Annotated in this window: 22 protein-coding genes; 15 read left to right on the top strand and 7 right to left on the bottom strand. The window is 73.3% G+C overall.

Translation table 11 applies throughout. The annotated features are described in order from the left end of the window. Positions 1-145 precede the first annotated feature (145 nt). Positions 146-334 (bottom strand): DUF5999 family protein, encoded by a 189-nt coding sequence (locus ABT300_RS07960; protein WP_351673194.1) that lies wholly within the window; start codon positions 332-334, stop codon positions 146-148. 373 nt (positions 335-707) lie between these two features. Beyond that, a complete protein-coding gene (locus ABT300_RS07955) occupies positions 708-1,298 on the bottom strand; it encodes a hypothetical protein (protein ID WP_351673192.1) in 591 nt (196 codons plus the stop codon). A gap of 573 nt (positions 1,299-1,871) precedes the next feature. On the opposite strand from ABT300_RS07955, the gene ABT300_RS07950 reads away from it, so the two are divergent. Both ABT300_RS07950 and ABT300_RS07945 read left to right on the top strand, forming a co-directional pair. Continuing rightward, entirely contained in the window at positions 1,872-3,389 is a 1,518-nt protein-coding gene (locus ABT300_RS07950) for a glutamate-cysteine ligase family protein (RefSeq protein WP_351673190.1), read from the top strand. A 311-nt stretch (positions 3,390-3,700) separates the two neighbouring features. Further along, positions 3,701-4,501 carry a CPBP family intramembrane glutamic endopeptidase gene (locus ABT300_RS07945; protein ID WP_351673188.1) on the top strand — a complete coding sequence of 267 codons (801 nt, stop codon included), beginning with the start codon at positions 3,701-3,703 and terminating at the stop codon, positions 4,499-4,501. Positions 4,502-4,524: 23 nt separating this feature from the next. Here ABT300_RS07945 and ABT300_RS07940 read toward each other — a convergent pair whose 3' ends face one another. Beyond that, positions 4,525-5,334, bottom strand: a complete 810-nt coding sequence (locus ABT300_RS07940; RefSeq protein WP_351673186.1) for a PhzF family phenazine biosynthesis protein — start codon at positions 5,332-5,334, stop codon at positions 4,525-4,527. A 381-nt stretch (positions 5,335-5,715) separates the two neighbouring features. On the opposite strand from ABT300_RS07940, the gene ABT300_RS07935 reads away from it, so the two are divergent. The 8 genes from ABT300_RS07935 (at position 5,716) to ABT300_RS07900 (ending at position 13,911) form a co-directional block, all read left to right on the top strand. Continuing rightward, on the top strand, positions 5,716-8,433 hold the full coding sequence (locus tag ABT300_RS07935) for a winged helix-turn-helix domain-containing protein (protein WP_351673235.1): 2,718 nt from the start codon (positions 5,716-5,718) through the stop codon (positions 8,431-8,433). 229 nt (positions 8,434-8,662) lie between these two features. Continuing rightward, positions 8,663-10,291, top strand: coding sequence for an MFS transporter (locus ABT300_RS07930; protein ID WP_351673233.1), 1,629 nt, complete (start codon positions 8,663-8,665; stop codon positions 10,289-10,291). 64 nt (positions 10,292-10,355) lie between these two features. Beyond that, the gene (locus tag ABT300_RS07925) at positions 10,356-10,877 is read left to right on the top strand and encodes a hypothetical protein (protein WP_351673184.1); all 522 of its coding nucleotides are present in this window, start codon (positions 10,356-10,358) and stop codon (positions 10,875-10,877) included. A gap of 184 nt (positions 10,878-11,061) precedes the next feature. Next, positions 11,062-11,259 carry a DUF8691 family protein gene (locus tag ABT300_RS07920; protein ID WP_351673182.1) on the top strand — a complete coding sequence of 66 codons (198 nt, stop codon included), beginning with the start codon at positions 11,062-11,064 and terminating at the stop codon, positions 11,257-11,259. A 42-nt stretch (positions 11,260-11,301) separates the two neighbouring features. Continuing rightward, on the top strand, positions 11,302-11,994 hold the full coding sequence (locus ABT300_RS07915) for an HdeD family acid-resistance protein (RefSeq protein ID WP_351673180.1): 693 nt from the start codon (positions 11,302-11,304) through the stop codon (positions 11,992-11,994). A 136-nt stretch (positions 11,995-12,130) separates the two neighbouring features. Next, positions 12,131-12,562: an SHOCT domain-containing protein gene (locus tag ABT300_RS07910; protein WP_351673178.1), complete on the top strand. Its 432-nt coding sequence runs from the start codon at positions 12,131-12,133 to the stop codon at positions 12,560-12,562. Between the two features lie 42 nt (positions 12,563-12,604). Further along, complete coding sequence (locus ABT300_RS07905) at positions 12,605-13,033, top strand: DUF7144 family membrane protein (protein ID WP_351673176.1); 429 nt, start codon at positions 12,605-12,607, stop codon at positions 13,031-13,033. 38 nt (positions 13,034-13,071) lie between these two features. After that, positions 13,072-13,911 carry a class II glutamine amidotransferase gene (locus ABT300_RS07900; protein ID WP_351673174.1) on the top strand — a complete coding sequence of 280 codons (840 nt, stop codon included), beginning with the start codon at positions 13,072-13,074 and terminating at the stop codon, positions 13,909-13,911. Between the two features lie 60 nt (positions 13,912-13,971). On the opposite strand, the gene ABT300_RS07895 is transcribed toward ABT300_RS07900, so the two are convergent. Next, entirely contained in the window at positions 13,972-14,754 is a 783-nt protein-coding gene (locus tag ABT300_RS07895) for an SDR family NAD(P)-dependent oxidoreductase (RefSeq protein ID WP_351673231.1), read from the bottom strand. 272 nt (positions 14,755-15,026) lie between these two features. Between ABT300_RS07895 and ABT300_RS07890 the strand changes: the two genes are divergently transcribed. Beyond that, the gene (locus tag ABT300_RS07890; protein WP_351673172.1) at positions 15,027-15,665 is read left to right on the top strand and encodes a PadR family transcriptional regulator; all 639 of its coding nucleotides are present in this window, start codon (positions 15,027-15,029) and stop codon (positions 15,663-15,665) included. An 82-nt stretch (positions 15,666-15,747) separates the two neighbouring features. Here the strand turns inward: ABT300_RS07890 and ABT300_RS07885 are convergent, their stop codons facing one another. Further along, complete coding sequence (locus ABT300_RS07885; RefSeq protein WP_351673170.1) at positions 15,748-16,176, bottom strand: type II toxin-antitoxin system Rv0910 family toxin; 429 nt, start codon at positions 16,174-16,176, stop codon at positions 15,748-15,750. Positions 16,177-16,492: 316 nt separating this feature from the next. Here ABT300_RS07885 and ABT300_RS07880 point away from each other — a divergent pair, with 316 nt between their 5' ends. The 3 genes from ABT300_RS07880 to ABT300_RS07870 all read left to right on the top strand — a co-directional run bounded on the left by ABT300_RS07880 (position 16,493) and on the right by ABT300_RS07870 (position 19,683). Continuing rightward, positions 16,493-17,197 (top strand): Clp protease N-terminal domain-containing protein, encoded by a 705-nt coding sequence (locus ABT300_RS07880; RefSeq protein WP_351673168.1) that lies wholly within the window; start codon positions 16,493-16,495, stop codon positions 17,195-17,197. A gap of 184 nt (positions 17,198-17,381) precedes the next feature. After that, on the top strand, positions 17,382-18,380 hold the full coding sequence (locus tag ABT300_RS07875; protein ID WP_351673166.1) for an EamA family transporter: 999 nt from the start codon (positions 17,382-17,384) through the stop codon (positions 18,378-18,380). Between the two features lie 286 nt (positions 18,381-18,666). Next, positions 18,667-19,683 (top strand): DMT family transporter, encoded by a 1,017-nt coding sequence (locus tag ABT300_RS07870; protein ID WP_351673229.1) that lies wholly within the window; start codon positions 18,667-18,669, stop codon positions 19,681-19,683. 21 nt (positions 19,684-19,704) lie between these two features. Here ABT300_RS07870 and ABT300_RS07865 read toward each other — a convergent pair whose 3' ends face one another. Next, positions 19,705-20,334: an FMN-binding negative transcriptional regulator gene (locus ABT300_RS07865; protein ID WP_351673227.1), complete on the bottom strand. Its 630-nt coding sequence runs from the start codon at positions 20,332-20,334 to the stop codon at positions 19,705-19,707. Then, complete coding sequence (locus ABT300_RS07860) at positions 20,334-21,017, bottom strand: pyridoxamine 5'-phosphate oxidase family protein (protein WP_351673164.1); 684 nt, start codon at positions 21,015-21,017, stop codon at positions 20,334-20,336. Before ABT300_RS07860 ends, ABT300_RS07865 begins: the two co-directional genes overlap by 1 nt. A 35-nt stretch (positions 21,018-21,052) precedes the next feature. On the opposite strand from ABT300_RS07860, the gene ABT300_RS07855 reads away from it, so the two are divergent. Then, positions 21,053-22,384 carry an aminotransferase class I/II-fold pyridoxal phosphate-dependent enzyme gene (locus ABT300_RS07855; protein ID WP_351673162.1) on the top strand — a complete coding sequence of 444 codons (1,332 nt, stop codon included), beginning with the start codon at positions 21,053-21,055 and terminating at the stop codon, positions 22,382-22,384. Positions 22,385-22,472 lie beyond the last annotated feature (88 nt).

The following is a 22,472-nucleotide window of genomic DNA, read 5'->3' as shown; positions in this document are numbered from 1 at the left end:
GGCAGGTTACCCGCAGTGACCGGCTGCGGACACGCGTCGGGGCCGGTTCGCAGTGGTCCTGCGGCCGGCCCCTTCAGTCAGCGGACGGCGGTCCCGCGCCGTCCGTCGGGTACTGCGCCTGTCCGGTCTTCGCCGGACAGGAGGCCTAGGCGGCGGTCACGACCCGGTGGGGGGCGATGACCTGGCCGTCCGGCAGGAGCTCACCGGTGTCCTCGAAGAGCAGGACGCCGTTGCACAGCAGGCTCCAGCCCTGTTCCGGGTGATGCGCCACGAGGCGGGCGGACTCCCGGTCGGCTGAGGTCGCTGGCGGGCACGGTGGCTGGTGCTGGCACATGGGTGGGAACTTCCGCTCTGGCGTGAGTTGTGAGATGGATGTGGTGTCTGTCCCGCGGCGTGAAACGTCGTTCATGGCCGCCCCCCGTTGTGATAAGTCGGTCGGAACCAGTGTTGCCCCACGGAGGTCGATCCGCAGGGATTTCGCGTCACCGCTTCTCACAGGTTCAGGACGCGTCACCCACGCGGGCGGTTCATCGCCACCGCACCGTCCCTTCGGATGGTTCCCTATGGCCGGATGGGGCTACGTCGGGTCCTGGTCCGCACGGCGGTGCGCGGCGCCGTTACCCGTCGGGCACGTGGGTGCGCAGCGCCGTACCCCGTCGCCGGGTCGCGGTGACGGGGCACGGGGGCCGGTGCGGGGGCGGCCGGGGTCAGGCGGGCGAGCCGAGGAGCGGGGGCGGCGCGGGCGTGACGCGGAGGGTGAGCACCGGGAGGAGCTCGGCCACCCGGTGCGGGCGGTGGGCGGCGATCCCGGGCGGTGCGGGGGCCAGCGGAACCAGCAGGTCGGCCGGGTCGGGATGCCCGGTGGTGCCGTCCGACGCGCTGTCGCCGTGCAGCCACAGCGTGAGCATGTAGAGCCCCGGTACCGACAGCAGCCGTGCCTGGCAGTGCTGGGCGACCGACTCGGCCTGGCGCAGGGCCCGCTCCGTGGAGGCGATGTAGGGGCCTTCGAAGAAGTGCGAGAACGCCCAGCCGTCAGGGGTGAGCCGGGTCTCGGCGGCGGCGACGGCCCGGTCGCCGCAGCGGATCAGGAAACGCCAGCCGGCCAGCCGGGTCTCGGCGAGGCCTTCCGGGGTGATCGCGTCCAGGACGTGCAGAGGCAGGGGGAGGTCGGGGACGGCGTCCTGCTGGGCAGTGCGCAGGGACGGCGTACGGGCCTCGCGGACGGCGGTGGGGGAACCGAGTGCCGTGAGGACCGAGCGCAGGGCGGGCGCGGGAGCCGGGGGGACATGCAAAGGCATGGTGGGTCGCCTCTCAATTCGACAGGCACGGTGGCGCGAGGGCGTGGGCGGACGGCGCTGTCAGCTAGCTCTCGAGGTCGGAGAGGCGGGGGCCTGGTCTGGGGGAGAGTGCGGGGGTGCGCGAGCGGCCTGCCGTCTCCTCGACGACAGGCTCCTTCGACCGTGGGCGCCAACCTTCTCTGCCTTGTTTGCGGAGTTTATACGACACGTGTTCAGACTGTGTTTCGTCTAGTCGATTCCGGGACACTCGGCAAGGGTTCTGCCGGTCGGCGATACGTGTGAAAAATCCCGATTCCGAGTGGGTCGCTCCTCGATGACCTCGGGTGGTGCCACGTCGAACGGTCGGCCCATTCTCGTCGGCGTTTTTCACGAGTTCCGGATTTCAACCGACGGGCGTCCGGCGGCATGCCCGGTGAATGTGCCACCGGTTACTTCCGGTGGCTTCGGGTCGGCGTGACGGCTGATGCCTCCCGTCGGGGACGTTATCGATCGGCAGGGCTGGGCATCATTGCACCTGACCCCGGGACCACCGGCGGCCGCGCCGTCGGCCGCCACGCGAGGAAGGACGCTTCGATGGGGGAGAAGGTCGTGGCAGGCGCGTTCGACCTGTCCGATCGTCAGGACTACCGGGACAAGCTCCGGAAGTGTCTGACGGGGCTCGAGCGGCTCCTGGCCCAGAAGCGCTTCGATCGGCCCAAGAACTTCATGGGTCTCGAGATCGAACTGAATCTCGCGGGTGCCGACGGCCTGCCGAAAATGCTGAATGGCGAGGTGCTGGAGCGCATCGCGAGCCGTGATTTCCAAACAGAACTCGCCATGTTCAACCTGGAAGTCAACATAGCCCCACACCGATTGGACGGCCGGGTATTCGATCGACTTGCAGAGGAAATCAGTACGTCACTGGCATATGCCCACCGAAAGGCGGGCGAGGTCGACGCGGGAATCGTGATGATCGGTATTCTGCCGACTCTCGACCGTGACGACCTGGTCTCGTCGAACCTGTCGGACGTCGATCGCTACACCCTTCTCAACGACCAGATCGTGGCCGCCCGCGGAGAGGACTTCGCCCTGGAGATCGACGGGGTGGAGCGGCTGTCGTGCACCTCGAAGTCGATCGTGCCGGAGGCGGCCTGCACCTCCGTGCAGCTGCATCTGCAGGTGACGCCGGGCCGTTTCGCCGCCGTGTGGAACGCGGCGCAGTCGGTCGCCGCCGCGCAGATCGCCGTCGGCGCCAACTCGCCCTTCCTGTTCGGCCACGAGCTGTGGCGGGAGTCGCGGCCCCCGCTCTTCCAGCAGGCGACCGACACCCGGCCGCCGGAGCTCCAGGCGCAGGGCGTACGGCCGCGGACGTGGTTCGGGGAGAAGTGGATCAGCTCGGCGCAGGAGCTGTTCGAGGAGAACGTGCGCTTCTTCCCGCCGCTGCTGCCGATCTGCGACGACGAGGAACCGCTCGACGTCCTCGACGCGGGCGGGGTCCCCTCGCTCGCCGAACTCGTCCTGCACAACGGCACGATCTACCGCTGGAACCGGCCCGTCTACGGCATCGCCGACGGCGTCCCGCACCTGCGCGTGGAGAACCGCGTCCTGCCCGCCGGACCGACGGTGACCGACGTGATCGCGAACGCGGCCTTCTACTACGGCGTCGTCCGGGCGCTGGCGGAGGAGTCCCGGCCGGTGTGGTCCCGGCTGCCGTTCGAGACGGCCGAGGCCAACTTCGACGCCGCGTGCCGGCACGGGATCGAGGCCCGGCTGCTGTGGCCGCGGCGCGGGCGGCTGGGCGGCCTGGTCGAGGTCGACGCGGTGAGCCTCGTACGCGACGAGCTGCTGCCCCTGGCCGAGGCGGGGCTGGACGCCTGGGGGATCGAGCCGGCCGACCGCGATCTGTACCTGGGAGTCATCGAGGAGCGGTGCCGGCGACGGACCAACGGCGCGTCCTGGCAGGTGGCGACCTTCCACCGGGCGGTGGAGGCCGGTCTGTCGCGGGACGCCGCACTGGCGGCGACCACTCGGCAGTACGCGGAGCTGATGCACGCCGGCGAGCCGGTGCACACCTGGCCAGTGGGGCTGCCCGAGCTTGCGCCGAGCGCCTGACGCCTGAGCCGGCGACGGATCGAGCGCCCGATGCCCGGGCGCCCGACACCTGCGCGGTCGAGCGGCTGACGCCCGAGGACGGGGGTCGCTGCCGCCTGCCCCGCACGGATCGGGCAAGCTGTGACCTCCCACGACGGTGACGTCCCTGCTGGGCGGCCGACGGCGGCACCGCGCCGCACGGCCCGCGAAACGCAGGGGCGCTCTGTACGGGGCGCCCGTCCCTCGTCGTCCTGCCCCGCCGGCCCTCACAGCTTCGTTCGAGAGCCTGGCGGGGCGGCGCCGGGATGCGGGGTCGGCAACCGGAGGCAGGTGTGCAGGTGGAGGCAGGGTCGTTGGCTGATTCTTTTCCGCGGGAACAGCTCTCGCGACGGATTTTCCGTGACGAGACGCTGCTCGTCCTGGGGCTCTCGCTCGGTGCGAGCGGTGTGTCCGCCCTGATCAGTTTCGTCGGCTCGGTCACCAAGCCGGGGGGCCTGAAGGACCAGGCGGCGACCCTCAACGCCTCCGCAGCGCCTGGCCGGCCATGGCTCGACCTCGCCTGGCAGCTGTTCGGGATCGCCACGGCGCTGGTCCCGGTGGCCCTCGTGGCGCACTTCCTGCTGCGCGAGGGCCAGGGTCTGCGCACGCTCGGCTTCGACCGCACCCGGCCCTGGCCGGACCTCGGCCGCGGGGCCGCCGTCGCGGCGGTGATCGGCAGCACCGGCATCGCCTTCTACCTGGCGGCCCGGGGACTCGGCTTCAATCTGACGGTGGTGCCGGAGGCGCTGCCCGACGTGTGGTGGAAGTACCCGGTGCTGGTGCTGTCCGCGCTGCAGAACGCGATCCTCGAAGAGGTCATCGTCGTCGGGTATCTCCTGCGCAGGCTGGGCCAGTTGGGGTGGACGCCGGGCACCGCGCTGGTGGCCAGCGCCGTGCTGCGCGGCTCGTACCACCTCTACCAGGGCATCGGCGGGTTCATCGGCAACATGGTGATGGGCGTGGTGTTCGTCTACCTCTACCGGCGCTGGGGCCGGGTGGGGCCCCTGGTGGTGGCGCACTCGCTGCTCGACATCGGGGCCTTCGTGGGATACGCGCTGCTGGCGGGGAAGGTGGGGTGGCTGCCCACGGCGTGAGCCGCGAGCCGTGAGCCGCGAGCTCAGACCAGCAGCTCGCCCTCGATGACGGTGACCGCGCGACCGGTCAACAGGGTGCGGTCCCCGATCAGTTCGGTCCGCACGCGGCCGGAGCGCGGGGAGGCCTGCAGACCGGTCAGCGCGGTGCGGCCGAGGCGACCGGACCAGTACGGGGCGAGAGCGGTGTGAGCGCTGCCCGTCACCGGATCCTCGTCGATGCCGACGTTCGGGAAGAAGCAGCGGGAGACGAAGTCGTATCCCCGGGCGGGGTCCTCGGCGCGGGCGGTGGCGATGACGCCCCGGCGCGAACAGGCGGCGAGGGCCCTGTGGTCCGGCCGGAGGGCGCGCACCGTCTTCTCGTCGGCCAGCTCGATCAGCAGGTCGCCGACGTGCGGGCCGGTGTCGAGGCAGGCGAGCGGTTCGGCGCCCAGCGCTCCGGCCAGGGCCGCCGGGACGTCCACCGAGGTCAGCGGGGCGGTCGGGAAGTCCAGGGTGATCGAACCGTCGTCGGCGGGCGTGGCCACGAGGACGCCGCTGCGGGTGGCGAACCGGACCGGTCCGGCGTGCACGCCCGTCGTGTGCAGGACATGAGCCGTGGCCAGCGTGGCGTGTCCGCACATGTCGACCTCGGCGGCGGGGGTGAACCAGCGCAGCGCCCAGTCCGCGTCGCCGCCCTCGGGGAGGGGATGCGCGAACGCCGTCTCGGCGTGGTTGATCTCCAGGGCCACGTCCTGGAGTCGGCCGTCCTCGGGGAAGGCGTCCAGGAGCACGACCCCGGCCGGGTTGCCGGCGAAGGGGTGTTCGGTGAAGGCGTCGACGATTCGCATCCGCATGCCGGTGACGTTACGAGGCGGGCGGCGTCGCCGGCCAAGGCCAATCCGCGGTGGGTGGCCCGGTTTCGGTGGGCCGGCGGCCGGGAGGGGGCGGCGACCGGCCCTGCGGGCCGCCCCTGGCCCTCCGCCCCTCTGGCCCTCCGGTCGTGCGGCCTGGGGGCCCTGCGCTCCCGCGGCCCTGTGGCCCCGGGGCCGGCGCGGCGGGGGCGTGGCCGGGCCCCGGCACCGCACCCCTACCGTTTGGCGTCGTCGCAGGTCAGCCGCATCGTCGGCGTAGGGCTCCGCACCTGGCCGCGAGGCTCTCGTGGAGCGCCCGCGGTGCATCCCTGGGATGCTGGGAGGAGCGTTACGCGTGACCTGACGACCTGGGCGGTGAGCGCCATGGCCGGGCTCGAGGAGAGCGATGCGCGACCGACGGGGCCCTTCGTGCCTGCGGGCCCCTACGCCGATCCCCAGGGAGACCCGTTCCTGCGCACGCGGTTCGTCGTCCCGGCCCGTCCGGTGACGTTTCTGCGGCGCGAGCGGCTGGCCGGACACCTCGACGGGGCTCTTCAGACGCCGCTGACCATGGTCAACGGCGCGGCGGGCGCCGGAAAGACCCTGCTGGTCGCCGACTGGGCCGCGGCACGCGAGCATCCCGTCGCCTGGCTCACCACCGACGCTGCGGGACAGGGCCCGGGGATGCTGTGGGCGTACCTGCTGGAGGCCCTGCGCGCCGCCGGAACCGAGCTCCCCGCCGAGATCGGCTGCCCCGCGGACGCGAGCCGGGTGCCCGCCGCGCTGCTGGCCCGGCTGGCCGCCGAGCTGAGCGCCCGGGACCGTCCCGTGATCGTCGTGCTCGACGAGTACGACCGGGTGGTCGACCCGGAGATCGCCGAGCAGCTGGAGTTCGTCCTGCGCCACGCGGGCGGAGGCCTGCGCCTGATCCTCGTCACCCGCACCGAGCCGCTGCTGCCGCTGCACCGCTACCGGGCGGCCGGCGAGCTGACCGAGATCAGGGGAGCGGAGCTGGCCTTCACCGGCGAGGAGGCGGCCGAGCTGCTGGCACTGCACGGGCTGCGGCTCCCGGCGCACGCGGCGCAGGCGCTGGTGGACCGCACCCGGGGCTGGGCCGCGGGGCTGCGGCTGTGCGCCCTCGCCGCGCGCGAGAGCACGGATCCGGAGACGTACCTGAAGAAGTTCGAGGCCGACCGCACGGCGGTCGCCGACTTCCTGCTGGCGGAGGTGCTCCGGCGGCAGCCTCCCGAGACGCAGGACCTGCTGCTGCGGGTCAGCGTCCTCGACCGGTTCCGTCCCGGCCTGGTGAACGCGCTGACCGGGCGTGCCGACGCCGAGCCCATCCTGGCCGGGCTGCATCGGGAGAACGCGTTCGTCGAGCACCTGGAGCGCGACTGGTACCGCCTGCATCCGCTGTTCGCGGAGATCCTCCGTGCCCATCTGCGGATGCGCTCGCCCGGCCTCGAGCCCGAGCTGCACCGGCGGGCCGCGCACTGGCTGCGCGGCTCCGGATCCCTCGCCGCGACCCTGAACCACGGTGCGGCCGCGGGCGACTGGGAGTTCGCCGCGGGCGCGCTGGTCGACGACCTCGCGATCGGCTGGCTCTTCACCGGACTGCGCGTCGACGCGCTCGCCGCGCTGTTCGCCGGGATGGGGCCGGAGGCGGCGAGCCCCGCCGCCCACCTCGTCCGCGCGGCACGCGAGCTGTCCCTGCACGAGCTTGAGCGCGGCCAGGCGCATCTGCGTCACGCGGAGCGGACGCTGGACGAGGTCGGGCGCGGGCTGCTGGACGGGGCACGCGCCGGGGCCGATCCCACGGAGGAGCAGCCCGAGCTGGCGGCGGCACGGTTGAGCTGCGCCCTGCTCGAGGCGCTGGCCGCCCGGCTGACCGGTGCGCCCGCCCGGGCCGAGCTGGCCGCTGCGGCGGCCGACACGCTCCGCCACGAGGTCCCCGCCGAGCTGCTGGAGAAGCACCCCGAGCTCACCGCACTGCTGCTGGCCCACCTGGGTTCGGCGCGGCTGTGGGCCGGGCGGTTCGAGGAGGCGTGCGCCGCCCTGACCAGCGTGGCCGGTTCCGCCGCGGGGGCCGCCACGGCACTCGCGCGCGAGGACGCCCTGGGCCGACTGGCCCTGATCGACTACCTCGACGGCTGGCCCGGCAGGGCGGAACGCAGGGCGCGGGCCGCCGCGGCCGAGACCGAGCGGTACGGCCTGCCCCAGTCGTCCGGCTCCGGCATGGCGAGGCTGGTCCTGGCCGCCGTGGCCGTCGAAGGCGACGACCTGGCCCGGGCCCGGACGCTGCTCGACGAGACCGCCGAGTCGCCCTCCGCGTGGTGCGACCCGGTCATGGAGTCGGTCAGGGCGATCGCCGCCGCCCGGCTGCACCTGGCCCGGGGCGACACCAGGGCGGCGCTCGCCGTGGCGGAGCCGGCCGTTGAGGCCGCCGTGCCCTCGCCCTGGGCGCAGGGGCAGACAGCGCTCGTCGCGTCCGCCGCGCATCTCGCCGAGGGGCGTCCCGAGACGGCGGTCGACGTGCTCCTGGCGGTCCCGGAGGCGCAGCCGGCCTGCGAGGTCGCCGCCGCCCGCGCCCAGCTGGCCGCCGGACGGCCGAAGGCGGCGATCGACCTCCTCGACGCCGTGCGCCAGGAGGGACGCTTCGGGCCGGCGGTGATCGTCCGGGCCCTGCTGGTGCGGGCGCAGGCGGCCAGCGAGGCGGGGGACGCGGCCGCCGCGCACACACTCGTCGGCCAGGCCCTGCGCGAAGCACGCCGCGACGGCCTGCGCCGGCCCTTCGCCGAGGCCGGACCGTGGATCCGCCGCTTCCTCGCCCCGGCGTCGCTGCGGGGGACGGCAGGAGACTGGCTCCACCCGGGTGCGCCGCCCTCCGGCGACCGGCCGCCGCCGCTGGTGGAGGAGCTGAGCGGACGCGAACGGGACGTGCTGCGCAGGCTGGCCCTGACGATGTCGACGGAGGAGATCGCCGCCGACCTGTACGTATCCGTGAACACGGTCAAGACGCACCTCAAGAGCGCCTACCGGAAGCTGGCGGTCAACCGCCGCAACGAGGCGGTGCGCCGGGCCCGCGAACTCGACCTGCTCTGACGGCGAGGCTGACCCGGCGGGGCCGGGCGGGGCCGGGCGGAGCGCGGCGAAACGAGGGCGGCCGGCCGTGGCGAGGGCGGGCGGCCGCCTGCGGCGAGGGCGGTGGCCGGCGCGGGCCCGTCGACTGCTCCCGGGGACGGACGGCGTCGCCGGGCAGTCGACCCCGGACTCGCCCGTGGTGGGTGAGGCGAGGGCGGGGCCGCCCGGCTTCCATGAACCTGTGGACACCGTGACTCGCTGGCGCGCTCTGATGGTCCTCGGCACCGCCCAGTTCCTGATGGTCCTGGACACCTCCGTCATGAACGTCTCGATCAGTCAACTGGTCGAGGACTTCGACACCGAGGTGACGGCCATCCAGGCGGTCATCACCCTGTACGCCCTGGTGATGGCGGCCTTCATGATCATCGGGGGTCGGCTCGGCGACATCCTCGGCCGGCGCCGGCTCTTCCTCCTCGGCCTCGTCGTCTACGCCACGGGCTCGGCCCTCACCGCTGCCGCGCCCACCCTGTGGGTCCTCACGCTGGGCTGGTCGGTCATCGAGGGACTGGGCGCCGCGATGGTCCTGCCCGCCATGGCGGCACTGGTCGCGGAGTCCTACCGGGGGCGGGACAGGGCCGTCGCCTACGGGGTGATCGGCGGGCTCGCCGGCGCCGGGATCGCGGTCGGTCCGCTGCTGGGCGGCTGGGTGACTACGTACCTCACCTGGCGTCTGGTCTTCGCCGGCGAGGTCGTCGTCGTGCTCGTCGTGCTGTGCTTCCGCAAGGCGGTCACGGAGTCGCCCCGAACCGGAACACGACCGCGTCTGGACGGCGTCGGCGCGGTGCTGTCGGCGGCCGGGCTGGCGCTCGGGGTGCTCGGCGTCCTGCAGAGCGGCACCTGGGGCTGGCTCAGGCCCCGTAACCCGCCCTTCACCGTGCTCGGATTCTCGCCGACCGTGTTCGTCGTCGCGGCCGGAGCGGGTGTGCTGGCCGCCTTCGTGCACTGGGAACGGCGCAGGGCGGCCCGGGGCGCCGATCCCCTCGTCCACCTCGCGCTTCTGCACCGGCCCGTGCTGAGATCGGGCCTGCTGTGCCTGCTGAGCCAGAACCTCATCCTCCTCGGCCTGTTCTTCACGATCCCGCTGTATCTGCAGGTCGTGCAGGGCTTCGACGCCTTCGAGACGGGCCTGCGGCTGCTCCCCGTGTCGATCGCCATGCTCGTCGCCTCCACGTGCGCCGCCCGGCTGGGCCGGGTCGCGGGAGCGCGGCGGGTGGTGCGACTCGCGCTGCTGATCCTCGCCGGGGCCGTCGTGTGGCTGCTGGCCACCATCGACCCCGTCATCGACGACGCGCAGTTCGCCGGGGCGATGGCGTTGCTCGGCGTGGGCATGGGTCTGCTGGCCTCGCAGCTGGGCAACGTCGTCCAGTCGAGCGTGGGCGAGGACGAGCGCAGCGAGGTGGGCGGACTGCAGTTCACGGCGCAGAACCTGGGCTCCGCGCTCGGCACCGCGCTCATCGGCTCGCTGCTGGTCGGAGCCCTGGCACAGGCCTTCACCACCCGCGTCGAGAGTCACCCCCAGCTGTCGCAGGAGACCAGCCGCCAGGCCGGAGTCGCCCTGGAGGCGGGCATCAGCTTCGTCCCCACCGATCAGGTGCGCGCCGCCGCCGAGGACGCCGGACTGCCGCAGGCCGAGGTCGACGCGCTGACGGACTCCTACGCCTCGGCGCAGCTCGACGGGCTGAAGGCGGCCATCCTCGCCGCCGGCGGGATCACCCTCGCCAGTCTCCTGGTCACGTCGCATCTGCCGACCGCCGGTACCGGACGTCCTGCGCAGTCCCGGGGCGGCGCGCCGCGGGGTCCCGCCGACGCGTCACGTTGACGGTCCGAACCGCTCGACGTGCCGGAGTCGTCCTCGATCGCACGATCGCCGAAGGGAGGCCGTCATGACCGGGACGGGACACGGCGAGGCGGCCCGGGCCCGTGCCGCCGAGCGCCGGGCGAACGCCGACTACACCGGCGGCGTCTACGGATCCATGCTGGCCTCCTCGGTCGTCGTCGGGGCGGGCGCCTGGGGGTCGTTCCCCCGCCTGGAGCTCATGCTGCTGCTGTTGCTCACCGGCCTCGTGTTCTGGATCGGGCATGTCCACGCCCAGCTGTTCGGTGCGCGGCTGGCGCAGCGCAGCCTGGACCGCCGGGTCGTGCTGCAGGTCTGCCGCGACGAGTGGCCGATCGTCAAGGCCGCGATACCGCCGGCCGTCGCCGTGGCCGTCAGCCCCCTGCTCGGCCTCGACCTGTCGGGCACGTTGTGGTTCGCGCTGGCGGTCGCCGTCGCCGGGCAGGTGGGCTGGTCGGCTGCGGCGGCGCGCCGGGCCGGCGGCTCCTGGCGTCTGGTGTCCACCGCGGCCTCGGTGAACCTCGTGCTCGGCCTGGTGATCATCACCTTCAAGCTGTTCCTGACGCACTGACGTGCCGACGTGCTGGCATGCCGACGTGCCGACGTCATGACGCACCGTCGTTCCAGCGGGTGACGGCGGCGCGGGCGGGACGCCGACTCACCTGCACCGGGTGAGGCCCAGGGCTTCACCGGGGCGGACCATCGCGGTAGAGGGCGCGGTTCGCCTGTCCCAGGCCATCCCGGGGAGAGAGCCCATGCGCTACGAGATCCGTGTGGAAGGACAGATGTCGGACACGCTGACCAGGGCGTTTCCGGAGCTGGAGCATGTGGTCATGTCCGGCCAGACGGTTCTGTTCGGGTGGGTGATCGACGAAGCGCATCTGTACGGGCTGCTGGCCCGCTGTCAGTCCCTGGGGCTGCGCGTCATGGAGATGCGCCAGCTGCCCGAGTGAGGCGCCGGGCGTGCCGTCCCGGCCGGGCGCGAGGAGGAAGTCATGAGCGTGCCGCACGGTTCCGCACCGCAGTCCGCACCCGACCCGCTGTCCGGCGGTCGCGACGGCCGGGGGGACGACCGGTCCGCCCGCGGGCCCGCGGGCGGCGATCCCGCCGACGTGCTGGGCGCCCTCGGGCGCTCCTGGACGTGGATCCTCGGATCGGCGATCGCGGCGTTCGTGCCGGGCCTGCTGATCCTGGTCTGGCCGGACGAGACCCTGCACGTCCTCGCCGTGCTCATCGGCCTGTACCTGCTGGTGACCGGCGTGTTCCGGTTCGTCTCCGCCTTCGGCGGCGGCGACCACGGCGAACGGGTCACCGGGCTCCTGCTGGCCATGCTCTACGTCGTCGCCGGGGTGCTGTGCCTGCGGCACCCGATGCAGACCATCGCGGCGCTCTCGCTGATCGTCGGCGTCCTGTGGCTGGTGTCGGGCATCCTCACCCTCTACACCGCTCTCGCCGCCAAGGACCTGCCGCACCGGGGCGTCGTCATCGGCGCGGCGGTGTTCGCCGTCGTCGCGGGGATCGTGGTGCTCGCGCTGCCGGCCGAGTCGGCCCGCGCCCTGACCCGGCTGCTCGGCCTGTGGCTGGTGCTGCTCGGACTCGTCGAGGCCGGCGTCGCCTTCGCCTGGCGGGCGGCGCTGCGCAGGGCCCGCACGGCGCCGGCGTGGCAGGGGCCGGCCGGCGATCCCTGAGCGATCCGCGCGGCCGCCGGCCACGGTCATTCCTCACCCGCCCCGGGTGAGGACGACGGACTCCCGGGCGCGCAGTCTGAGAACGGCACGCAACGGCCTGCCGGTGTCGGGCGAAAGCCCGGGACGGAGGAGACAGATGAGTGGCGACACCTACCTCGCGTACGACTATCCGCTGCTGAGCGCCTTCTGGACGATGTTGGTGTTCTTCCTGTGGATCATGTGGTTCGTGCTGCTGTTCCGGGTCGTGGTGGACATCTTCCGCGACGACGACCTCAGCGGCTGGGGCAAGGCCGGCTGGCTGGTGTTCTGCGTCGTCCTGCCCTTCCTGGGCGTGTTCGTGTACGTGGTCGCCCGTGGGAAGAACATGGGGCGCCGGGAGATCACGCAGGCCCAGGAGCAGCAGAAGGCCTTCGACAGCTACATCCGCGAGACCGCCAAGGGCGCGGACCGTCCCTCCAGCAGCGTCGACGAACTCGCCCGGCTCTCGGAGATCCGTGCCCGCGGCGACATCACCGACGAGGAGTTCGACAAGGCCAAGCAACTCGTCCTGAGCGGCAACCACCGCTGAGCCGGCGTACTGCGCCGAACCCACACGAATCGAGGCACCGGGATGACTCACTCCACCCACACGCCGTCGGCCGAGCGGCACACCGGCAAGCAGCAGTGGGCCGAAGGTCTGATGATCTTCGCCGCCGTGACGCTCATGCTCGCGGGACTGCTCGACATCTTCCGCGGCATCATGGGGATCGCGGAGGACGACATCTTCGTGACGACCCGCAACTACGTGTTCGCGTTCGACCTCACCGGCTGGGGCTGGATCCACCTCGCGCTGGGCGCGGTCGCAGTGATCGTCAGTCTGGGACTGTTCACGGGAGCGATGTGGGCGCGCGTCATGGGCGTGGGCATCGCCGCCCTGATCGTCATCGCCAACTTCCTGTCCCTGCCGTACTACCCGGTCTGGTCCGTCGTGATGATCGCGTTCTCCGCGTTCGTCATCTGGGCGCTGTGCGTGGTGAAGCCCGACAGGTCCCTGAGGTGACGGCCTACCGCGCGGCGCTTGCGGAAAGGCGGTAGACGATGTGCCGTTGGCTCGCCTACTCGGGCACCCCCGTGCTGCTGGAAGCGATCCTCTACCGGCCGGCGCACTCGCTGATCGACCAGAGCCTGCACGCCCGGATGGGCGTGGAGACGACGAACGGCGACGGCTTCGGCGTCGGCTGGTACGGGCTCGAGGCGGACGACGGCAGTCCGGCCGTCGTCCGGGAGATCGGCCCGGCCTGGAGCAACCGCAACCTGCGGGAGATCGCGGGCCACGTCCGCTCACCGCTCTTCTTCGCCCACATCCGGGCCTCGACGGGCACGGCGGTGCAGCAGACCAACTCCCACCCCTTCCGCCACGGTCGCTGGATGTGGATGCACAACGGGGCGATCGCCGAGTTCCACCGGCTTCGCCGGGATCTCGCGCTCGCCGTCGATCCGCGCCTCTTCCTCGACATCGAGGGGTCGACGGACTCGGAGCTGATGTTCTTCCTGGCGCTCACTCTCGGCCTGGAGGAGGATCCGCCGGGCGCCGTGGCGCGGATGGCGGGCCTGGTCGAGCGGGTCGGCCACGCGCACGGCGTGGAGTACCCGCTGCAGATGACGGTCGCCGTGACCGACGGCGAACGGCTGTGGGCCTTCCGGTACTCCAGCCAGGGAGCCTCCCGGTCGCTCTTCTACAGCACCCGGGTGGAGACCCTCCGGTCGCTGCACCCCGACATGGCGTTCCTGCGCGAGGTGTCCGACGAGACCCGGCTGATCGTCTCCGAGCCGCTGGGTGATCTGCCGGGCGCCTGGAACAGGGTCCCGGAGAGCACCTACGGCGTGGTGCAGCCGGGTCAGGACGAGATCGTCCACTTCACCCCGCTGGCGGCGTGACGCGTGACGTCCTCCGTGCGCGGCCGGGCCCCGACCCGGCGGCGCACGGGGGACGCTCGCTCAGTGGACGGAGAACCCGCCGTCCACGAAGATCGACTGCCCGGTGACGTAGCCGGAGGCGCGGCTCGCGAGGAAGACCGCAGCTCCCGCGAAGTCCTCGGCCAGTCCGTTGCGGCCGACCATCGTGCGCGCGGCCAGTGCGGCCACCCGCTCCGGGTCGGACGACAACCGCGCGTTGAGCGCCGTCATGACGAACCCGGGCACCAGCGTGTTGCAGGTGACGCCGTGCGGCGACCAGGCCTCCGCCTGCGAGCGGGCGAGTGACTCCAGCGCCCCCTTGGACACCCCGTACGCGCCGCTCTGGACGAACGCCCGGTGCGCCTGCTGCGAGGTGATGTGGATGATCCTCCCGAAACCCCGCTCCGCCATCCCGGGCCCGAACCGCCGGCCCAGGAGGTAGGGCGCTTCGAGGTTCACCGCCATCGTGGTGTCCCAGACGTCCTCGTCCAGTTCGCCCATCGGCGGCCGTAGGTTGATCCCGGCGCTGTTGACGAGGATGTCGGGCTCCCCGAAGGGCCGTGCCGCCTGCTCCGCCGCCGCGCGGATCCCGTCCCGGGTGCCGAGGTCGCCGCTCACCCAGGCGGCCCGGCAGCCTGCGGCCGTCAGCTCGTCGGCCGCCGCGGCCAGCTCCGCCTGCCTGCGCGCCACGAGCACCACGCTCGCCCCCGCGCGAGCCAGAGCTCCCGCGATGCCCCGCCCGATTCCCGAGCTGCCTCCGGTCACCACCGCCACCCGCCCGTCCAGCGAGAACAGCTCGGCCAGATAGGCGCCCGAAGCCCCGATGGCGGCGGAGGCTGCGGGGGTGGCGGAGGTCCCGGCGGCGGAGGCCCCGGAGGCCGCGGAGGCCCTGTGCGGGGCGCCTTCCGCGTCGCCGGGCGGCACGCCGGGTGCGGCGACGGGCGTCACGGCGAAGGCAGTGCTGTGCGGGCTGCTCGGGGATGTCATGTCCGCAGCCTAGAGGCCGATCACGGGGGAGGGCCTTGTCAGGCGAGCTTTGCCGATATATCGTTGAGGCATCGCGACAGATCAACGATGAATTGAAGGAGTGGTTTGCGATGCGTACCCACGGATTCGAGCGTGGACATGGCCAGGGCCCCCGACGCGGACGCGGTGGCTTCGGCGGCGAGCGGGCGGCCTTCGGGCCCTTCGGTCCGGGTGGCCCCGGCGGTCCGGGATTCGGTCCCGGCGGCCCCGGCTTCGGCCCGGGCTTCGGCGGCCCCTGGGGCGGACGGGGGCGCGGCGGTCCCAGGGGCAGGGCGCGGCGGGGTGACGTGCGGGCGTCGATCCTGGCCCTGCTCAAGGACCGGCCCATGCACGGCTACGAGATGATCCAGGAGATCGCCGAACGCAGCGGCGGGGCGTGGAAGCCCAGCCCCGGCTCGGTGTACCCCACCCTGCAGCTGCTGGAGGACGAGGGCCTGATCAGCAGCCGGAGCGACGGCGGCAAGAAGCTGTTCTCGCTCACCGAGGAAGGCCGCACGGCGGCCGAGGCGGGCCCGGAAGCCCCCTGGGAGGAGGCCACGCGCGGGGTCGACTGGGAAGCCCTGAGCGAGATCCGCCAGGCCGGCTTCGGCTTGATGGAGGCCTTCGGGCAGGTCTGGAAGACCGGCAGCAAGGAGCAGCGCGAGAAGGCGCTCGCCGTCATCAACGACGCCCGCAAGAAGCTGTACCTGATCCTCGCCGACGAGGACTGAGACGCCTCACGGCGCTGGCCGAGGCGCCCCGCGGAACGGTCCGCGGGGCGCCGTCGCGCGTCGCGCGGCATTCCCGCACAGGTCAGGTCACCAGGCCGCCCAGCTTGCGCAGCGACTCGTTGAGGGCGGCCGTCCCCGAGTCCTTGAGCCTGCCCGCCATCAGCGACACGGCCGCTCCGGTGAACTCGCCGTCGATACGGACCGTCGTCGCGTCCCCGTCCGGGGTGAGGGTGTAGCGGGTGGCCACCGACACGGCCATCGGGCCCTTGCCGCGGATGGCGAGCACGCGCGCGGGCTCCAGCTCCGCCACGGTCCACTCGACCTCGGCCGGGAAGCCCATGAGCTTCATGTTCTCCTGGAATGTCGCCCCCAGTTCGAGGGCCTTCGGGCCGCCCTGGGGGAAGTTGGTGTGGGTCGCGTTCCACTCCCCGTACGCCGGCCAGTCGGTGAGCTGGGCCCACACTTTCTCCGCCGGTGCCTGGATGCGTGCCTCCGCGCTGACTTCGGCCATGCGACCACCTCTTCGTGTCGGGCGACTCGGGCCGGCAGCTCGGCCCGCGACTCGGGCTGCGGTGCGCGGAACGTAACTCCAGGGCCGCGAACATTCAATACTGACGAACCGTCAGGCTTGTGGGACGGGCGACCCGTCCTGCCCGCAGGCGTCGGCCGGCCCGGTCGGCAAGACGGCGCGCTGCCCTGCCAAGGGAGCGGCCCGATCTCATCCGTAGGGAGGAGACGCCGACGGCTCTGGTCCGCTTTGTGTGGGACGGGAAGATGGTTCCTCTCGGGGATGACGGGACCCGGGCGGGACTGATGGGGTGAGGGGTGTGCAACCCCGTATCCCACGGCAGTCCTCGCGCGATCGGACGACCCATGCCACGGGCGGCGTTCCCGGGCTGGCCGCAGAGTCCTCCGCGGCGCTCGCGTCCGCTCGCCGCCGGGCGCTGCGCGACGGAGACCGGCAGATCGACACCGCGCATCTGCTGCACTCGCTCCTGGAACACGACCCCCAGGTCCGGGCCGCCTTCGACGGCGGCCCCCAGCTCGCCCGCCTGTTCGGCTATCTCGTCCAGCGCAGCATCGGCTACGGACTGCGGTGGCAGGGCGGCGTCGAGGACTCCGGTGCCGTGCCGACCGTGCCCGTCCCGCCCGCCGCAGGGGGCCTCGGAGGGCTGCCCTCCCCAGCGTCCGTCGAGGGCTCCGGGGAGACGCCGTACCCCGTCCCCGAGGAGGGCCTCTCCCCGCTCGTCGCGGCCGCGCTGGAGCACGCGCGCGTGCGGGCGGCCGGGCGGGACGGCGCGCCGGCCCGCGGCGTCGATCTGCTGGCGGCGATCGTCGCGGACCCGAAGGCGCGGGCCGTCGACGTCCTGACCCACGCCGGCGTCGACGCCGACGAGCTGCAGCGGCGGATCGAGGACGGTCTCCTCGCCCTCTCACTCCTCGAGCGCGGTCACCAGCCGGAGGGCGGCGCGGCGCAGCCGGCTCCCGAGGGGTGCGGGACGAGCGTCGGGGGCGGCGACCCCGCCCGCTGACCGGCTCGCCCGCCGACCAGCCCTTTCGACGTCGGCCTTCATCGCGGGCCTTCCTCGCCGGCCTTCCTCGTCGGACGCGCGCTCGAGGGATCGGCGTCCGTCATCGGAGGTCGGCGCCCGTCCGACGGCTGAGACAGGTGTCATCTGGGATGACGGTCATGTCATCCCCTGTCATCATGGGCCGGTGGGTACCTCTGTGAGCAGTGTGGGCGGTCGCGCAAAGGGCTTCGGGCTCGGCGTGGCGATCGCGTCGGCGATCGCCTTCGGCGGGTCCGGGGTGGCGGCCAAGCCGTTGATCGAGGCGGGCCTCGACCCGCTGCACGTGGTGTGGCTGCGGGTGACCGGCGCGGCCCTCGTCATGCTGCCCCTGGCCGTGCGCCACCGCGCGCTGCTGCGCAGCCGGCCCGCGCTGCTCGCCGGGTTCGGTCTGCTCGGCGTGGCCGGAGTGCAGGCGTTCTACTTCGCCGCGATATCGCGCATCCCCGTCGGCGTGGCGCTGCTCGTCGAGTACCTCGCGCCCGCCCTCGTGCTGGGCTGGGTGCGGTTCGTGCAGCGGCGGCCGGTCACGCGCGCCGCGGCGCTCGGCGTGGTCCTCGCGGTGGGCGGGCTGGCCTGTGTCGTCGAGGTCTGGTCCGGTCTGGGCTTCGACGCCCTCGGGCTGCTGCTCGCCCTCGCGGCGGCCTTCTGCCAGGTCGGTTACTTCGTGCTGTCCGACCACGGCGGCGACTCGGGCGACGAGGTTCCCGACCCGCTGGGCGTCATCGCCTACGGGCTGTTCGTCGGCGCCGCCGTGCTCACCGTCGTCACCAGGCCGTGGGCCATGGACTGGTCCGTGCTCGGACAGGCCGCCGACATGAACGGCGCCGAGGTTCCGGCCTGGCTGCTGCTCGGCTGGATCGTGCTCGTCGCGACGGTCGTCGCGTACGTCACCGGCGTGGTCTCGGTGCGCCGGCTGTCCCCGCAGGTGGCCGGGGTCGTGGCCTGCCTCGAAGCGGTCATCGCCACCGTGCTGGCATGGGTGCTGCTCGGCGAGCACCTCTCGGCGCCGCAGATCGTCGGCGGGGCGGTGGTGCTGCTCGGAGCGTTCATCGCGCAGTCGTCCGCGCCGGCGAAGGGCTCCGCCGAGCCGGTGGCCTCTGGCGGCCCGGAAAGGGAGTTGTCCGCCCGGGGGACGGCGGCCTAGGGTCTCGATCATGCCTCTCGACGCACGCGTTCTTCCGCCTCCGGCCGCCTGAGGCGGGCCCCTCCGGCGAATCACGCCCGGCACACGCTGCCGGGCGCAACGGTGCTGCCCGCAGACGAAGTCCGAGGTCCGCCGCCCCGCGGCGGCCCCTTCCCGAACTTCTGTGCGGAGAGAACGCGTGTCCTCCTCGAGTGTGTCTTCCCCCGTGCCTTCCCCGGCCTCCTCCCCGGCCTCCTCCCCGGCGTCCGCCCCGGTCTCCTCCTCCGGCGACTCCCGGGCCGACTCCCTGCCCCTCGCACGGGCCCTGCTTTATCTGATCGTCGCCGGAGCGGCCTGGGGCACGGCCGGCGCCGCCGCGTCCCTGGTGTACCGGATCAGCGACCTGGGCGCGGTCGCCCTGTCGTTCTGGCGCTGCGCCGCCGGGCTGGTCCTGTTGTCGGCTGCGCGCCCACTGCTGCGGCGGCGCGCCCGATCCACCCCGTCCACCCGGTCCACCCCGTCCACCCCGTGCACCCGGTCCGTCCCGGCGGACGCGACGGCCGGCAGCACGACGGTCGAGTCCCTCGGCGGGAACGCGCCGGCGCCCCGGCCGCTGCGCCGCAGGGCCCTGCGGACGGCGGTCATGGGAATCGGCCTCGCGGTCTTCCAGACGGCGTACTTCGCGGCCGTCTCCGCCACGGGACTGGCCGTGGCCACCGTCGTCACCCTGGGGGCGGGACCCGTCCTCATCGCGCTCGGCGCACGGCTGACGCTGGGCGAGCGGCTCGGGCGCGGCGGAGTGCTCGCCGTCGCGGGGGCGCTCGCCGGGCTCGGCGTGCTGTTCGCCGGCGGCGGCGACTCGTCCGTGGACCCGCGCGGGGTGCTGCTCGCCCTGGTGTCCGCGGCGGGCTACAGCGCGATGACCCTGCTCACCCGCCGGTGGGGGCGAGGGGGCGGCGCGGACGCCTCCGCCGGCGCCGTGGGGGCGTTCGCGGTCACGGCGGTGTGTCTGCTGCCGTTCGCCCTGGCTGAGGGGCTGCTGCCGCACAGCGCCGACCCGGTCGAGGCGCTGGTGCTGCTGGCGTACATCGCGGCGGTGCCCACGGCGCTGGCGTACGCCCTCTATTTCGCGGGCGCCGCCGTGGTCCGCTCCGCCACGGTCTCCGTGATCATGCTGCTGGAGCCGGTGAGCGCGGCCGTGCTGGCCGTAGCCCTTCTCGGCGAACCCCTCACGGTCACCACGCTCGCCGGGGCCCTGCTGATGCTGGCTTCGGTCGCGGGCCTCGCCCTGGCAGAGGTGCGGGGCGGCCCCGCGCGGGACTGAGGTCCGAGAAGGGCTACGGCGTCACCCCCGTCGCCGCAGCAGGTGCTCGCGGGCTGCGGCGTCGCCGGGGGCGTCGCGGGCGGTCAGCCCGTCGACGATGCGGTCCTGGGTCTCGCGCGGGCGGTGCGCCGCGTACTTGAACTTCGCCCGTACGTCGGTGACGTGCAGCCGGATGCCGCGGATGCCCGGGAGCAGACGGCCGTACGGGGCCTCGCCCACGGTGGGACGGGCGGAGCCTCCCTGGGGCTGGAAGTGGGCCAGCTGGCGGGCGAGCAGGTCCGCCTTCGCGGCGGGGTCGTCCACGATGTGGGCCGTGCACCGGAGTTGCACCGCCGCGTAGAAGCTCGTCGGGGTGCCGTGCTCGGCGGGGGCGCCCGGCGGGGCCTGCCACGGGCCGGGGACGAACACGTAGTCGTCCACCACGCTCAGGGTCACCGTCGGGTTCGCCTCCAGGGCGCTCCACAGCGGATTGGGCCGCGCCAGGTGGGTGACGGCGTCGCCCTCGGCCGGGTCGTAGGCGAAGTGCAGGGGCTGCACGAAAGGGGGCTCGCCCGGCGGGCCGTTGACGGCGAGCTGCCCGAAGTCGTGGGCGGACAGCCAGTCCTGCCACTCGGCCTCGTCGTGGGGCGCGTCCCAGGGGTGGACGAGCATCACCGCGTCGCGAGGTAGTCGGGGAACGCGGTGCCCGGCGCCAGGTCGGCCTCCGGGAGGGGTGCGTCGTAGCCCTTGCGCAGCGGCAGCACGCCGGCCCAGTGGGGGAGGGCGAGGTCCTCCGGCTCGTCGTTGACCCCGCCGGTGCGGGTCTTGGCCGAGACCTCGTTCAGGTCGAGCCGGATCACCGCGGTCGCCGCCAGCTCCTTGCGGTTGGCGGGGCGGGAGTCGGCGGCCCGGCCCGGGACGACGTGCTCGACGAGGGCGTCGAGCGCGGCCAGCTTCTCCGCCGGGTCCGTCACGTCGTGGGCGATGCCGTGCACCACGACCGAGCGGTAGTTGATCGAGTGGTGGAAGGCGGAACGCGCCAGGACCAGCCCGTCGACGTGCGTCACCGTCAGACACACCGGCAGCCCCGGGTCCGCCTGACCCGTCATCCGCAGGGGACGCGAACCCGTCGAACCGTGCACGTAGAGCGTCTCGCCGACCCGGCCGTACAGCGTCGGCAGCACGACGGGCGCGCCGTCGCGGACGAAGCCGAGATGGCAGACGTAGCCCTCGTCGAGTATCGCGTGCACCAGGGCCCTGTCGTAGGAGGCCTTCTCCGCGGACCGGGTGGGCACCGTGCGGTCGGTGGCGGTGTAGGCGGCGGCCTTCGTCGTCGTCTCCGGGGTCCCCTGCATGGCGTTCTCCATTGCACTAGTGCATAATGTTGTTTGTGCTAGGAGAATATCGGATCCAGGGCAGGCGTGCAGCCGAGATTTCCGCGAGCGTCGAGGCGGCGGTGGGCGCCGGCGAGCTCCGGCCGGGGCAACTGCTGCCCCCGATGCGGGAGTTGGCGTCACAGCTGGGAGTGAACCCGAACACCGTCGCGGCCGCCTATCGCACCTTGCGGGAGCGCGGGGTGATCGAGACGGACGGCCGTCGGGGCAGTCGGGTCCGATCGAAGCCCGCCACCATGGGCCGCGAGTTCATCCGGGTGGAGGCGCCGGAGGGGGTACGGGACGTGGCGGCCGGCAATCCCGACACCTCCCTGCTCCCGCCGCTGGCGCCGGCGTTCGCCTGGGCCGCCGCACAGGGCGACCGGGAGCCCGTCCTCTACGGGCACGCGTCGGTCGAGCCCGAGCTGGCGCGGCTGGCCCGCGCCGACCTCGACGCGGACGGCGTGCCGACCGGCCCGGTGGCCGTCGCGTCCGGCTCGCTGGACGCGATCGAACGCGTCCTGGCCGCGCACCTCAGGCCGGGCGACAGCGTGGCCGTCGAGGATCCCGGCTGGGGCTCGCTCCTCGACCTCGTGCCCGCGCTGGGGCTGCGCACGGTCCCGGTCGCCCTCGACGACGACGGACCGCTGCCCGACGACGTGCGCCGCGCGCTCGAGGCCGGAGCGCGCGCCCTCGTCGTCACCGACCGGGCGCAGAACCCCACCGGTGCGGCGATCGGCGCCGCACGCGCGCGTGCCCTGCGGGCCGTGCTGCGGGAGCACCCGGAGACCCTGGTGATCGAGGACGACCACGGTCATCGGATCGTCGACCTGCCCCTGCACCCCCTGGCGGGCGTCACCCGGCACTGGGCCCTCGTGCGCTCGGCTGCCAAGGCCTACGGCCCGGACCTGCGCTTCGCCGTCCTCACCGGGGACGACGTCACCCTGGGCCGGATGCGGGGGCGGCAGCGGCTCGGGCCCGGCTGGGTCAGCCGGATCACGCAGCGGGCCGTGCTGCGCCTGTGGGCCGACGGCACGGTGGACGCGCGCGCGGTGGCCCGGGCGTACGGCGTCAGGCGTGACGCGCTGATCGCCGCGCTGGCCGACCGGGGCGTCCAAGCGCACGGCCGCAGCGGGATGAACGTGTGGGTCCCCGTGCCGGACGAGACAGGAGCGGTCGCCCGTTTGCTGCACGCCGGGTGGGCGGTCGCGCCGGGGGCGCGGTTCCGGATCGGATCCGCGCCCGGCATCCGCGTCACGGTGTCGACGCTGGACCTGCGGGAGATCGAGACACTGGCCGATCTGGTCACCGCGGCGGTCGGCCCTTCCCCGACGCGGAACTACGTCTAGCGACCAGGTCGGAAAGCGGGCCCCGACCGGCATGCCGCGCCCACCCCGCCACGATCCACCCCCGCCACGACCCGCCCCGGCGTGACCC

The organism is Streptomyces sp. NPDC001027, assembly GCF_040299045.1.
Lineage (GTDB): Bacteria > Actinomycetota > Actinomycetes > Streptomycetales > Streptomycetaceae > Streptomyces.
The sequence above is the reverse complement of the archived record's forward strand: the minus strand, read 5'-3'. Positions and strand labels throughout refer to the sequence as shown.